This is a genomic window from Salmonella sp. A7 (assembly GCF_020181675.1).
In the GTDB taxonomy this organism is placed as follows: Bacteria; Pseudomonadota; Gammaproteobacteria; order Enterobacterales; family Enterobacteriaceae; genus Salmonella; species Salmonella enterica.
Genome location: NZ_CP084001.1, coordinates 4310455 through 4324627, shown reverse-complemented (window position 1 = coordinate 4324627; position 14173 = coordinate 4310455). Strand labels below are relative to the sequence as shown.

Below are 14173 nucleotides of genomic sequence, written 5' to 3'. Positions count from 1 at the left end.
TGATTCAGATTACATCAGAACGTAAAAACGGTCTGATAACAGAATTTGCCTGGCGGCACTAGCGCGGTGGTCCCACCTGACCCCATGCCGAACTCAGAAGTGAAACGCCGTAGCGCCGATGGTAGTGTGGGGTCTCCCCATGCGAGAGTAGGGAACCGCCAGGCATCAAATAAAACGAAAGGCTCAGTCGAAAGACTGGGCCTTTTGTTTTATCTGTTGTTTGTCGGTGAGCGCTCTCCGGAGGAGGACAAATCCGCCGGGAGCGGATTTGAACGTTGCGCAGCAACGGCCCGGAGGGGGGCGGGCAGGACGCCCGCCATAAACTGCCAGGCATCAGACAAGTGAAGAAGCCCGTCCGTCTGGACGGGCTTCTTTGCGTGTGTGGTAACTGTAAAAATGTAGGCCTGATAAGCGCAGCGCCATCAGGCAACCGGCACCGCCGGATGCCAGTTTCGCCTTATCCGGCCTGTATGCACTTATCAGGCAGCACCACTACTCACGGATAAATTAAATTCAACAATGGATACGGTTTCCCAAGATCGTCAACCTCCGAACGTCCCGTCACCTTAAATCCCATTTTCTTATAAAATCCAACAGCTTGTGTATTCTGCTCGTTAACATTGGTTGTCAACCCCGGCGCCAGTGTTAACGCATGTTCAACTAATCTCTTACCGATACCCTGACCACGCACGTCCGGATCGACAAACAGCGCATCCATATGTTCGCCGGTAAGCAGCATAAATCCTACCGGCTCATCCTGATCGGTCACGGCAACCCATAGTGGCGCTTCTGGCAGAAAATCGCTCACCAGTTCTTCCAGTTCGGCCCGATAAGCGTTTGACAGAAAATCGTGCGTGGCATCGACTGAGCGACGCCAGATCGCAATCAGTTTTTCCCCTTCCTCATGCCTTGAACGGCGAATGTTAATCATCATCTTCACTCCTTTTTTGCTTACTTCTATTCTAATGCAAATGCTGTCGTGAAACTTTCTCACCTTGAACTTGCAGACTCGACATTCGCCTGATTTCTGAGTATCTTCAGCTATCTGGATGTCTAAACGTTTAAACGTATGTCGTGAGGTTATCAGGTTATGCCGATTCGCGTGCTGGACGAGCTACCCGCCGTCAATTTTTTACGTGAGGAGAATGTCTTCGTCATGACGACTTCTCGCGCATCAGGTCAGGAAATTCGCCCGCTAAAGGTACTTATCCTTAACCTGATGCCGAAGAAGATTGAAACGGAAAATCAGTTTCTGCGTTTGCTATCGAACTCGCCATTACAGGTCGATATTCAACTACTGCGGATAGATGCCCGCGAGTCGAGGAACACGCCAGCCGAGCATCTGAACAACTTTTACTGTAACTTCGACGATATCTGCGATCAGAACTTTGATGGGCTTATCGTGACCGGAGCGCCGCTGGGTCTGGTGGAGTTTAATGACGTGGCTTACTGGCCGCAGATTAGACAGGTGCTGGAATGGGCGAAAGATCACGTTACTTCGACGCTATTTGTCTGTTGGGCCGTTCAGGCCGCACTCAATATTCTTTATGGTATCCCTAAGCAGACCCGTACAGATAAACTTTCCGGCGTCTATGAACATCACATCCTTCATCCTCATGCTCTGTTGACGCGTGGTTTTGATGATTCGTTTCTTGCGCCACACTCACGCTATGCCGATTTCCCGGCGGCGCTAATACGGGATTATACGGATCTTGAAATTCTGGCCGAAACAGAAGAGGGGGATGCGTACCTGTTTGCCAGCAAAGATAAACGTATTGCGTTTGTCACCGGTCATCCTGAATATGACGCCCATACGTTAGCGGGTGAATATTTTCGTGACGTTGAGGCCGGGTTAAATCCGGAGGTTCCGTACAACTATTTCCCAAAAAACGATCCGCAAAACATACCGCGCGCAACCTGGCGCAGCCACGGTAATTTACTGTTTACTAACTGGCTCAACTATTATGTCTACCAGATTACGCCATATGATCTGCGTCACATGAATCCAACCCTGGATTAATCTTCTGCTCCTGACGATCCTAAAGCGTTTCAGCATGTTGAATCAGGCACCTTTGGGTGCCTTTTTTATTTCCGAAACGCACCTCATCATGTAATTAAATTTAATTTATATTGTTATCAATAGGTTAATGTATAATTAAATTAAAAATGGAAATTGTTTTTGATTTTGAAATTTAATTGAGTAGTCTTAGTTGTGTTGAACGAAAAGCGCACAGTGATCCTTCGTTCGCATTGGGGATGTATCTGGATCAACAACGAGGAGCTGCATGATGAATCCACAGGCAACCACAACTGATGAATTAACCTTTACCAGGCCGCAAGGCGAGCTGGAAAAGCAAGTCCTGACCGCTGAGGCAGTCGAGTTTTTGACGGAGTTAGTCACCCGTTTTACGCCAAAACGCAATAAACTCCTGGCTGCACGTATTCAGCAACAGCAGGATATTGATAACGGTAAGTTGCCTGATTTTATTTCGGAAACCACTTCCATTAGAGAAAGTAATTGGCAGATTCGTGGTATTCCGGCGGATTTACAGGATCGCCGAGTAGAAATTACCGGGCCGGTTGAACGTAAAATGGTGATTAATGCCCTGAACGCAAATGTGAAAGTGTTTATGGCGGACTTTGAAGACTCGCTGGCGCCGGACTGGAATAAAGTTATTGATGGTCAAATCAACCTGCGTGATGCGGTGAACGGCACCATTAGCTATACCAACGAAGCCGGAAAAATCTATCAGCTCAAGCCCGATCCGGCCGTATTGATTTGTCGTGTACGTGGTCTACATCTGCCAGAAAAACATGTTACCTGGCGGGGGGAAGCCATTCCCGGCAGCCTGTTTGATTTTGCTCTGTACTTTTTCCACAACTATAAAGCGCTGCTCGCTAAAGGTAGCGGCCCGTATTTTTACCTGCCGAAAACGCAAGCCTGGCAGGAGGCCGCCTGGTGGAGTGAAGTTTTCAGCTACGCCGAAGACCGCTTTAACCTGCCGCGCGGTACGATCAAAGCGACCCTGTTGATTGAAACGCTGCCTGCTGTTTTCCAGATGGATGAGATTCTTCATGCGCTGCGTGATCATATCGTCGGTCTCAACTGTGGTCGCTGGGATTATATTTTCAGCTATATCAAAACGTTGAAAAATCACCCGGATCGCGTCTTGCCGGACAGGCAGGTGGTAACGATGGACAAACCGTTTCTGAGCGCCTACTCGCGCCTGCTGATCAAAACCTGTCACAAGCGCGGCGCGTTCGCGATGGGCGGTATGGCGGCGTTTATCCCGAGCAAAGACGTTGAACGCAACAATCAGGTCCTTGCCAAAGTGAAAGCGGATAAAGCGCTGGAAGCGAACAACGGCCACGACGGCACGTGGATTGCGCATCCCGGGTTGGCGGATACCGCAATGGCCGTCTTTAACGAGGTACTGGGCGAGCACAAAAATCAGCTGTTCATTACCCGTGATGAAGATGCGCCGATTACTGCCGAGCAGTTACTGGAGCCATGTGAAGGCGAACGTACAGAAGCGGGAATGCGCGCCAATATTCGCGTGGCAGTGCAGTACATTGAAGCGTGGATCTCCGGTAATGGCTGTGTACCGATTTACGGTCTGATGGAGGATGCCGCGACGGCGGAAATCTCACGAACCTCTATCTGGCAGTGGATTCACCATGAGAAAACACTGAGCAATGGAAAACCCGTAACGAAAGCGCTTTTCCGCGAAATGTTGGCGGAAGAGATGCGGGTAATCCAGGACGAACTGGGCGAGCACCGCTACAGCAGCGGGCGCTTCGACGATGCCGCACGTCTGATGGAGCAAATCACCACCTCAGATGACTTAATCGACTTCCTCACCCTGCCGGGCTATCGCTTACTGGCTTAATTCACCACATAACAATATGGAGCATCTGCACATGAAAACCCGTACTCAACAAATCGAAGAATTACAGAAAGAGTGGACACAACCGCGCTGGGAAGGCATCACCCGCCCGTACAGCGCGGAGGAGGTGGTGAAATTACGCGGCTCGGTTAACCCGGAATGCACGCTGGCGCAGCTCGGCGCCGCGAAAATGTGGCGGCTGTTGCACGGTGAAGCGAAAAAAGGCTATATCAACAGCCTTGGCGCGCTGACTGGCGGTCAGGCGTTGCAGCAGGCGAAAGCCGGTATTGAGGCGATTTATCTTTCAGGCTGGCAGGTGGCGGCAGATGCCAACCTTGCATCCAGCATGTATCCGGATCAATCGTTGTACCCGGCAAACTCTGTTCCGGCGGTAGTGGATCGGATCAACAACACTTTCCGTCGTGCAGATCAGATCCAGTGGGCATCCGGTATTGAACCCAACGATCCGCGCTATGTGGATTACTTTCTGCCGATCGTTGCTGATGCGGAAGCCGGTTTTGGCGGCGTTCTGAATGCCTTCGAACTGATGAAATCGATGATTGAAGCCGGTGCAGCGGCCGTTCACTTCGAAGATCAGCTGGCGTCGGTGAAGAAATGCGGCCATATGGGCGGCAAGGTGCTGGTCCCCACGCAGGAGGCGATTCAGAAACTGATTGCTGCGCGTCTGGCCGCTGATGTGATGGGCGTCCCGACGCTGGTGATTGCGCGTACCGATGCGGATGCGGCAGATCTGATCACCTCCGACTGCGATCCCTATGACAGCGGTTTTATTACCGGCGAACGCACCAGCGAAGGTTTTTACCGCACCCATGCGGGCATTGAGCAGGCGATCAGCCGCGGTCTGGCGTATGCCCCGTATGCCGATCTGGTGTGGTGCGAAACCTCTACGCCGGATCTCGAACTGGCGCGTCGTTTTGCCGATGCTATCCACGCGAAGTATCCGGGCAAACTGCTGGCCTATAACTGTTCGCCATCCTTCAACTGGCAGAAGAATCTGGACGACAAGACCATTGCCAGCTTCCAGCAGCAGTTGTCGGACATGGGTTACAAATACCAGTTTATTACCCTGGCGGGCATCCACAGCATGTGGTTCAACATGTTCGACCTGGCGCATGCATACGCTCAGGGCGAGGGCATGAAACACTATGTTGAGAAGGTTCAACAACCCGAGTTCGCCGCGGCGAAAGATGGCTACACCTTTGTTTCCCACCAGCAGGAAGTGGGCACAGGTTACTTCGACAAAGTCACCACCATTATTCAGGGCGGCGCGTCATCCGTTACCGCATTAACGGGTTCTACCGAAGAATCGCAGTTTTGATTGATGCCCGGTGGCGCTGCGCTTACCGGGCCTACAGATAGCGTAGGCCGGATAAGCGAACGCGCCATCCGGCATGACGTGGTGCCGGATGAGGGAAAAAAATGCCGCGTGGCCTGGAATTACTGATTGCTCAAACCATCCTGCAAGGCTTTGACGCGCAGTATGGTCGATTTCTGGAAGTGACTTCCGGCGCGCAGCAGCGTTTTGAACAGGCCGACTGGCACGCCGTTCAACAGGCGATGAAAAGCCGTATCCACCTCTATGATCATCATGTGGGCTTGGTGGTGGAGCAACTGCGCTGTATTACCGATGGCAAAAGTACCGACGCGGATTTCCTTTTACGCGTTAAAGAGCATTACACCCGGCTGTTACCGGATTACCCGCGCTTCGAGATTGCGGAGAGCTTTTTCAACTCCGTTTATTGTCGGTTATTTGACCACCGCTCGTTAACACCCGAGCGGTTGTTTATTTTCAGTTCGCAACCGGAGCGCCGCTTTCGTACTATCCCGCGCCCGCTGGCCAAAGACTTCTTTCCCGATCACGGTTGGGAGACTCTGTTGATGCGCATACTCAGTGACTTACCGCTGCGTTTGCCCTGGCAGAATAAAAGCCGGGATATCCGCTATATTATCGCGCACCTGACTGAAACACTGGGCGAGGACGCGCTACCTCGCTGCCATGTCCAGGTGGCGAATGAGTTGTTTTACCGTAATAAAGCGGCCTGGCTGGTAGGTAAATTAACCACACCTGACGGTACGCTGCCGTTTTTGTTGCCGATTCATCGCACTGATGAGGGTGAACTGTTTATCGATACCTGCCTGACCACCACGGCAGAAGCGAGCATTGTGTTTGGTTTTGCCCGCTCTTATTTTATGGTGTATGCGCCGCTGCCTGCCGCGCTGGTTGAGTGGTTGCGTGAAATCCTGCCGGGTAAAACCACTGCCGAACTGTATATGGCGATTGGCTGCCAGAAACATGCGAAAACCGAAAGCTACCGCGAATATTTGTGTTATCTGGCTGAAAGTGATGAGAAATTCATTGAGGCGCCTGGTATCCGCGGCATGGTGATGCTGGTGTTTACCCTGCCAGGTTTCGACCGCGTATTTAAAATCATTAAAGACAAATTCGCCCCGCAGAAAGAGATGTCTGCCGCCCATGTGCGTGCCTGTTATCAACTGGTAAAAGAGCATGATCGCGTCGGTCGTATGGCGGATACCCAGGAGTTTGAGAATTTCGTACTGGATAAACGGCAAATCGATCCGGCGCTGATGGCGCTGTTACGACAAGAAGCGCCAGAGAAGATTACCGATCTTGGGGAACATATCGTCATTCGCCATCTCTATATTGAACGTCGCATGGTGCCGCTCAATATCTGGCTGGAACAGGTAGAAGGTCAGCAGTTGCGCGATGCGATAGAAGAATATGGTAATGCGATTCGCCAGCTTGCCGCCGCTAATATTTTCCCCGGCGATATGTTGTTTAAAAACTTTGGCGTTACCCGTCATGGTCGCGTGGTGTTCTATGACTACGATGAAATTTGCTACATGACGGAAGTGAATTTCCGCGATATTCCGCCAGCGCGTTATCCGGAAGACGAACTGGCCAGCGAACCCTGGTATAGCGTCTCGCCGGGTGATGTTTTCCCGGAGGAGTTTCGCCACTGGCTGTGTGCCGATCCGCGTATCGGGCCATTGTTTGAAGAGATGCATGCCGACCTGTTTCGCGCCGATTACTGGCGCGCGCTACAGACGCGTATTAAAGAAGGGCATGTAGAAGATGTGTATGCCTATCGTCGTCGCCAGCGCTTTAGCGTGCGTTACGGCGCGATCTCAAGTACGGCGAACTCTTCGTAAACCAGTTCCATCTCCGGCGACCAATTACCCTCGCGCTCAAAAAAGGCCCGGTGTGCCGCTTGCCAGTACGCCAGGCTAAGATCGCCTTCGCCTTCCAGTGCGGCGAGATCGGCGCTCATCTCGTTAAAACGGATCAGCCTGAGCGCCAGCGTGCGTATGACGCACACGGCGTCGCCTGTGCCGTTGAGCACAATGTGATATGACCCGGGCGTGACAGGGGGCTGCTCTTTCTGATAGCTAACCAGCGAGCTACAGGTGCCACGCTTTTTACCGGCGACCACTAGCGCCGCCAGCTCGTCGGCCAGCGTCGGCGAATCACCGAAAGACCAACAGAAGGCCTGTGGGTACTTCTCCTGCCAGTATAATTTCAGGCTGCTCATTTCAGCGAGTTCCACCATAGGCCAGCGTCACCTCTTTCGCCGCTTTAATCACCATGGCGCCAAGTTCGGTGACGCGATCATCAGTAATGCGTGAGCAGGGGCCGGAAATAGAGAGGGCCGCAAACGGTTCGCGGTGTTCGTCATAAATACACGAGGCCACGCAGCGCAGACCGAGCGCATGTTCTTCATCGTCAAACGAATAGCCGCGCTTGCGCGTCTGGGCCAAATCGTCTTTCAGATGCAGCGGCGACACCAGCGTCGCATGGGTATAAGCGTGCAACCCCTTGCGGTGCAGCAGACTGGTAACCTGTTCCTCACTGAGCTGTGATAAAAACGCCTTGCCCGCGCCAGAGGCGTGCATGGGCAGCTTGCCGCCAATAGGCGCGGACATACGCATCAGCTGCGTACACTGCACCTGGTCGATAATAATGGCCTGATGGTCGCTCTGGTCGAGTACGGCAAGGTTTACCGTTTCGCCGGAGTCCTCCATCAGTTTGCGCAAAATCGGATGGACAATCGCCAGCAGATTACGGCTCTGTAAGAAGCTGCTGCCGACGATAAACGCATGTGCGCCTACGGCCCAGTGGCCCAGCTCACCGACCTGGCGGACAAAACCCTGCTGCTGCATGGTGGTGAGTAGACGGTGAGTCGTGGAATTAGGCAAACCCGCCTGTTGCGCCAGTTCGGTCAGCGCGACGCTGCCGTTGGACTCGGCAATCCACTCCAGCAGCTTCAGACCGCGAGTTAAAGACTGAACCTGCCCGGTTACGGGTGCAGTGGTAGCGGCAGGTTTTCTCCCGCGTTTCGCGGGAACAGGGGCAACCATGGCAGACTCCTTTTTCTGTATCGTGGAAATCATTTTCGTTTTATTCAATTATAATGCAAGAGTTCCTGAACTGATCGGATGAGTGACATCACAGGATGCCCGATGGCGCTGCGCTTATCAGGCCTACGCTTTGGGAGCCGCCAAAGTAATTTGTAGACTGATAAGGCGCTTGCGCCGCCATCCGGCAAAGCGACAGAAGTGGGTGGCAAGCTGAACATGTCTCATGTTGCCCGTTGTTCTCTTTTCCGCCAGCACGCTTTGTGCCAGTATGGCTCGTTACGTGGAGCGTTGTCGGGAGCGAGTGTGAGCAGCAAAGTTGAACAACTGCGTGCGCAGTTAAATGAACGTATTCTGGTGCTGGACGGCGGTATGGGCACCATGATCCAGAGCTATCGTCTACATGAAGAAGATTTCCGCGGGGAGCGCTTTGCCGACTGGCCCTGCGACCTGAAAGGCAACAATGACCTGCTGGTACTCAGCAAGCCGGAGGTGATCGCCGCTATCCACAACGCCTACTTTGAGGCTGGCGCGGATATCATCGAAACCAACACCTTTAACTCGACAACCATTGCGATGGCGGATTACCGGATGGAATCCCTGTCGGCGGAAATTAACTATGAGGCGGCCAAACTGGCGCGCGCCTGCGCCGATGAATGGACGGCGCGAACACCAGAAAAACCACGCTTTGTTGCGGGCGTGCTTGGTCCAACTAACCGCACGGCCTCCATTTCGCCGGACGTCAACGACCCGGCGTTTCGTAATATCACCTTCGATCAGCTGGTGGCGGCCTACCGTGAATCCACCAAAGCGCTGGTGGAAGGTGGCGCAGATCTGATTCTGATTGAGACCGTATTTGACACCCTGAATGCGAAAGCGGCGGTGTTTGCGGTGAAAGAAGAGTTTGAAGCGCTGGGCGTTGATCTGCCGATCATGATTTCCGGCACCATCACCGACGCCTCTGGTCGCACCCTCTCCGGCCAGACTACCGAAGCCTTTTATAACTCGCTGCGCCACGCCGAGGCGCTCACTTTTGGCCTTAACTGCGCGCTGGGGCCAGATGAACTGCGCCAGTACGTCCAGGAACTGTCGCGGATTGCCGAATGCTACGTCACCGCGCACCCGAACGCCGGCCTGCCGAACGCTTTCGGCGAGTACGACCTCGACGCCGACACCATGGCGAAACAGATTCGCGAATGGGCGGAAGCGGGCTTCCTGAATATCGTTGGCGGCTGCTGCGGCACCACGCCGGAGCATATTGCGGCGATGAGCCGCGCCGTTGCCGGTTTGCCGCCGCGCCAGCTGCCGGATATCCCGGTTGCCTGCCGCCTTTCCGGCCTGGAGCCGCTGAACATTGGCGACGATAGCCTGTTTGTCAACGTCGGCGAACGTACCAACGTCACCGGTTCGGCCAAATTTAAACGGCTGATCAAAGAAGAGAAATACAGCGAAGCGCTGGATGTTGCCCGTCAGCAGGTAGAAAGCGGCGCGCAGATTATTGATATCAACATGGATGAGGGGATGCTCGACGCCGAAGCGGCGATGGTGCGTTTCCTCAGCCTGATTGCCGGTGAGCCGGACATTGCCCGTGTACCAATCATGATCGACTCCTCCAAATGGGAGGTTATCGAAAAAGGGCTGAAGTGCATTCAGGGTAAAGGCATCGTCAACTCTATTTCGATGAAAGAGGGCGTGGAAGCCTTTATTCATCATGCGAAGTTGCTACGTCGCTACGGCGCGGCAGTGGTGGTGATGGCCTTTGATGAGCAGGGCCAGGCCGACACCCGCGAGCGTAAAATCGAAATTTGCCGCCGCGCTTACAAAATTCTCACCGAAGAGGTGGGCTTCCCGCCGGAAGACATCATCTTCGACCCCAATATCTTCGCCGTGGCGACCGGTATTGAAGAGCACAACAACTACGCGCAGGACTTTATCGGCGCTTGCGAAGATATTAAACGTGAGTTGCCGCATGCGCTGATCTCCGGCGGTGTGTCTAACGTGTCCTTCTCGTTCCGCGGCAACGACCCGGTACGTGAAGCTATCCACGCGGTATTCCTCTACTACGCCATCCGCAACGGCATGGACATGGGCATCGTCAACGCCGGGCAACTGGCGATTTATGACGACCTGCCCGCCGAGCTGCGCGATGCGGTTGAAGATGTCATTCTTAACCGTCGCGATGACGGCACTGAGCGTTTGCTGGATTTGGCGGAGAAATACCGCGGCAGCAAAACCGACGAAGCTGCCAACGCCCAGCAGGCGGAATGGCGTAGCTGGGACGTGAAAAAGCGTCTCGAATACTCGCTGGTGAAAGGCATTACCGAATTTATCGAACAGGATACCGAAGAAGCCCGCCAGCAGGCCTCCCGCCCGATTGAGGTGATTGAAGGCCCGCTGATGGACGGCATGAATGTGGTCGGCGACCTGTTCGGCGAAGGGAAAATGTTCCTGCCGCAGGTGGTGAAATCCGCTCGCGTGATGAAACAAGCGGTGGCTTACCTGGAGCCGTTTATTGAAGCCAGCAAAGAAAAAGGCTCCAGCAACGGCAAGATGGTCATCGCCACCGTGAAGGGCGATGTGCACGACATTGGCAAGAACATTGTTGGCGTGGTGCTGCAATGCAACAACTACGAAATCGTCGATCTTGGCGTGATGGTGCCAGCGGAGAAAATCCTCAGAACGGCGCGTGAAGTGAATGCCGATCTGATCGGTCTTTCCGGGCTTATCACCCCGTCGCTGGACGAGATGGTCAACGTGGCGAAAGAGATGGAGCGTCAGGGCTTTACTATCCCGCTACTGATCGGCGGCGCAACCACTTCGAAAGCGCATACGGCGGTGAAAATCGAGCAGAACTACAGCGGTCCGACGGTCTACGTGCAGAATGCTTCGCGTACCGTGGGCGTGGTGGCGGCGCTACTCTCCGACACCCAGCGCGATGACTTTGTCGCCCGTACCCGCAAAGAGTACGAAACCGTGCGTATTCAGCACGCCCGCAAAAAACCGCGCACGCCGCCGGTCACGCTGGAAGCGGCGCGCGATAACGATCTGGCATTCGATTGGGAACGCTACACCCCGCCGGTAGCCCACCGTCTGGGCGTGCAGGAGGTGGAAGCCAGCATCGAAACTCTGCGCAACTACATCGACTGGACGCCGTTCTTTATGACCTGGTCGCTGGCCGGCAAATACCCGCGCATTCTGGAAGATGAGGTGGTGGGCGTTGAGGCGCAGCGTCTGTTTAAAGACGCCAATGATATGCTGGATAAACTGAGCGCCGAGAAACTGTTGAATCCGCGTGGCGTGGTGGGCCTGTTCCCGGCGAACCGTGTGGGTGACGACATCGAAATTTATCGCGACGAAACCCGTACTCATGTTCTGACGGTCAGCCACCACCTGCGCCAGCAGACTGAGAAAGTCGGTTTTGCCAACTACTGTCTGGCGGATTTTGTCGCGCCGAAATTGTCCGGAAAAGCGGACTACATCGGCGCGTTTGCCGTCACCGGCGGTCTTGAAGAAGACGCCCTGGCTGATGCTTACGAAGCGCAACACGACGACTATAACAAGATCATGGTGAAAGCGATTGCCGACCGTCTGGCGGAAGCGTTTGCCGAGTACCTGCATGAGCGTGTACGTAAGGTTTACTGGGGATATGCGCCGAACGAGAGCCTGAGTAACGACGAATTAATCCGCGAAAACTACCAGGGGATTCGCCCGGCGCCGGGTTATCCTGCCTGCCCGGAACATACCGAAAAAGGCACTATTTGGCAGCTACTGGATGTCGAAAAACACACCGGGATGAAGCTCACCGAATCTTTCGCCATGTGGCCTGGCGCGTCGGTCTCCGGCTGGTACTTCAGCCATCCTGAGAGCAAATACTTCGCGGTAGCGCAGATTCAACGCGATCAGGTGACAGATTATGCTTTCCGTAAAGGAATGAGCGTTGAGAACGTTGAGCGGTGGCTGGCGCCGAACCTGGGTTACGATGCGGACTGATTCATAAAATCGTCACTTTTCCTTACAACATACAAGGCGCTCATTGGGTGCCTTGTCTCTTTCTTACAATTAAACCCTTATACTGAAGGAAGGCTCTACGCTGAATTTGCCGGATGGCGGCGTAAACGCCTTATCCAGCATACCGTATTACGTATGGTAAGCCCGGTGGCGTGCAACGCCAGCAGGCCTTAACGCTGTGCGCCATCAGGCAATTTATCGCAAGTGAGCTTCAGGAAAACGTATAACGATAAGGAGAACCTGACGCCGTGTTAACTTTGCTCCATCTACTTTCTGCCGTTGCGCTGTTGGTATGGGGAACACATATCGTTCGTACTGGCGTAATGCGCGTGTTTGGCGCGCGTCTACGCACTGTCCTCAGCCGCAGCGTGGAAAAGAAACCGCTCGCCTTTTGTGCGGGTATCGGTGTTACCGCGCTGGTACAAAGCAGTAACGCCACCACTTTATTGGTAACGTCGTTTGTCGCCCAGGATCTTGTCGCCCTGACGCCAGCTCTGGTGATTGTGCTGGGCGCTGATGTGGGTACTGCGCTAATGGCGCGTATTCTCACCTTTGATTTGTCGTGGCTATCGCCGCTGCTGATTTTTATTGGCGTGATTTTCTTTTTGGGACGTAAGCAGTCCCGCGCCGGGCAGCTGGGTCGCGTCGGTATCGGGCTTGGCCTGATTCTACTGGCGCTGGAGCTGATTGTGCAGGCAGTGACGCCGATCACTCAGGCTAATGGCGTGCAGGTCATTTTCGCGTCGCTGACGGGCGACATTATGCTGGATGCGCTGATTGGCGCGATGTTCGCTATTATCAGTTATTCCAGCCTGGCGGCGGTGTTGCTGACGGCGACCCTGACGGCGGCGGGGATTATATCGTTCCCGGTGGCGTTGTGCCTGGTCATCGGCGCCAATCTGGGATCGGGGCTGCTGGCGATGCTCAATAACAGCGCCGCCAATGCTGCCGCGCGTCGCGTAGCGCTCGGCAGCCTATTGTTCAAATTGATCGGCAGCCTGGTCATTCTGCCGTTTGTCCATCCGCTGGCGAATCTGATGGATGAGCTATCGCTACCGAAGTCAGAGCTGGTGATCTATTTCCACGTTTTCTATAACCTGGTGCGCTGCCTGGCGATGGTGCCATTTGCCGAGCTGATGGCGCGTTTTTGTAAACGAATTATTCGTGATGAGCCTGAACTGGATACCCATCTGAAGCCGAAACATCTGGATGTCAGCGCGCTGGATACGCCAACGCTGGCGCTGGCTAATGCTGCCCGCGAGGTGTTGCGCATTGGCGATGCGATGGAACAGATGATGGAAGGGCTAAAAAAGGTCATGCACGGCGAGCCGCGTGAAGAGAAAGCGCTGCGCAAGCTGGCGGATGACGTTAACGTGCTCTACACCGCGATTAAGCTTTATCTGGCGCGAATGCCGAAAGACGAGCTGGCGGCGGAGGAGTCCCGTCGGTGGGCGGAGATTATTGAGATGGCCCTGAACCTCGAACAGGCGTCGGATATTATCGAGCGAATGGGCAGCGAGATTGCCGACAAGTCGCTGGCGGCGCGTCGGGCATTTTCAGAAGAAGGATTGAAAGAGCTGGATGCGCTTTACGATCAACTGCTCAGTAATCTGCAACTGGCGATGTCGGTCTTTTTCTCCGGCGATGTCACCAGCGCCCGTCGGTTGCGCCGCAGTAAACATCGCTTCCGTATACTTAATCGCCGATACTCACATGCGCATGTCGACCGCCTGCACCAGCAGAACGTGCAAAGCATTGAAACCAGCTCGCTCCATTTAGGGCTGCTGGGCGATATGAAGCGTCTTAACTCACTGTTCTGTTCGGTCGCCTATAGCGTACTGGAACAGCCGGATCAGGACGAGGAACGGGGCGAGTATTAAGTG

9 protein-coding genes and 1 rRNA gene are annotated in these 14173 nt (G+C 54.2%); 7 read left to right on the top strand and 3 right to left on the bottom strand.

Translation table 11 applies throughout. The features are described from left to right. The first annotated feature begins 48 nt into the window (after positions 1-48). Positions 49-164, top strand: a 5S ribosomal RNA gene (gene rrf / locus LCS67_RS20960). 332 nt (positions 165-496) lie between these two features. Here rrf and LCS67_RS20955 read toward each other — a convergent pair. Further along, positions 497-934 carry an acetyltransferase gene (locus LCS67_RS20955; RefSeq protein ID WP_000973248.1) on the bottom strand — a complete coding sequence of 146 codons (438 nt, stop codon included), beginning with the start codon at positions 932-934 and terminating at the stop codon, positions 497-499. Positions 935-1090: 156 nt separating this feature from the next. On the opposite strand from LCS67_RS20955, the gene metA reads away from it, so the two are divergent. The 4 genes from metA to aceK all read left to right on the top strand — a co-directional run bounded on the left by metA (position 1091) and on the right by aceK (position 7079). Beyond that, a complete protein-coding gene (gene metA / locus LCS67_RS20950; protein ID WP_001122767.1) occupies positions 1091-2020 on the top strand; it encodes a homoserine O-acetyltransferase MetA in 930 nt (309 codons plus the stop codon). A gap of 268 nt (positions 2021-2288) precedes the next feature. Beyond that, positions 2289-3890, top strand: coding sequence for a malate synthase A (gene aceB / locus LCS67_RS20945; RefSeq protein ID WP_001069371.1), 1602 nt, complete (start codon positions 2289-2291; stop codon positions 3888-3890). A gap of 31 nt (positions 3891-3921) precedes the next feature. Next, positions 3922-5226, top strand: a complete 1305-nt coding sequence (gene aceA, locus LCS67_RS20940; RefSeq protein WP_000857878.1) for an isocitrate lyase — start codon at positions 3922-3924, stop codon at positions 5224-5226. Positions 5227-5327: 101 nt separating this feature from the next. Beyond that, complete coding sequence (aceK, locus tag LCS67_RS20935) at positions 5328-7079, top strand: bifunctional isocitrate dehydrogenase kinase/phosphatase (RefSeq protein ID WP_001137274.1); 1752 nt, start codon at positions 5328-5330, stop codon at positions 7077-7079. On the opposite strand, the gene LCS67_RS20930 is transcribed toward aceK, so the two are convergent. Continuing rightward, complete coding sequence (locus LCS67_RS20930; RefSeq protein WP_077905741.1) at positions 7043-7450, bottom strand: ASCH domain-containing protein; 408 nt, start codon at positions 7448-7450, stop codon at positions 7043-7045. The genes aceK and LCS67_RS20930 overlap by 37 nt on opposite strands. 10 nt (positions 7451-7460) lie before the next feature. Next, a complete protein-coding gene (iclR, locus tag LCS67_RS20925; protein WP_000226434.1) occupies positions 7461-8285 on the bottom strand; it encodes a glyoxylate bypass operon transcriptional repressor IclR in 825 nt (274 codons plus the stop codon). 303 nt (positions 8286-8588) lie between these two features. Between iclR and metH the strand changes: the two genes are divergently transcribed. After that, positions 8589-12272: a methionine synthase gene (metH, locus tag LCS67_RS20920; protein ID WP_031571739.1), complete on the top strand. Its 3684-nt coding sequence runs from the start codon at positions 8589-8591 to the stop codon at positions 12270-12272. A gap of 266 nt (positions 12273-12538) precedes the next feature. Beyond that, positions 12539-14170, top strand: coding sequence for a Na/Pi cotransporter family protein (locus LCS67_RS20915; protein WP_000956811.1), 1632 nt, complete (start codon positions 12539-12541; stop codon positions 14168-14170). The last annotated feature ends 3 nt before the right edge of the window (positions 14171-14173 follow it).

Excerpts from the sequence above, each read along its gene's own strand:
- aceK (WP_001137274.1), top strand. The coding sequence starts at position 5,328 with ATGCCGCGTGGCCTGGAATTACTGATTGCTCAAACCATCCTGCAAGGC.
- aceB (WP_001069371.1), top strand. The coding sequence starts at position 2,289 with ATGAATCCACAGGCAACCACAACTGATGAATTAACCTTTACCAGGCCG.
- iclR (WP_000226434.1), bottom strand. The coding sequence starts at position 8,285 with ATGGTTGCCCCTGTTCCCGCGAAACGCGGGAGAAAACCTGCCGCTACC.
- LCS67_RS20955 (WP_000973248.1), bottom strand. The coding sequence starts at position 934 with ATGATGATTAACATTCGCCGTTCAAGGCATGAGGAAGGGGAAAAACTG.
- aceA (WP_000857878.1), top strand. The coding sequence starts at position 3,922 with ATGAAAACCCGTACTCAACAAATCGAAGAATTACAGAAAGAGTGGACA.
- metA (WP_001122767.1), top strand. The coding sequence starts at position 1,091 with ATGCCGATTCGCGTGCTGGACGAGCTACCCGCCGTCAATTTTTTACGT.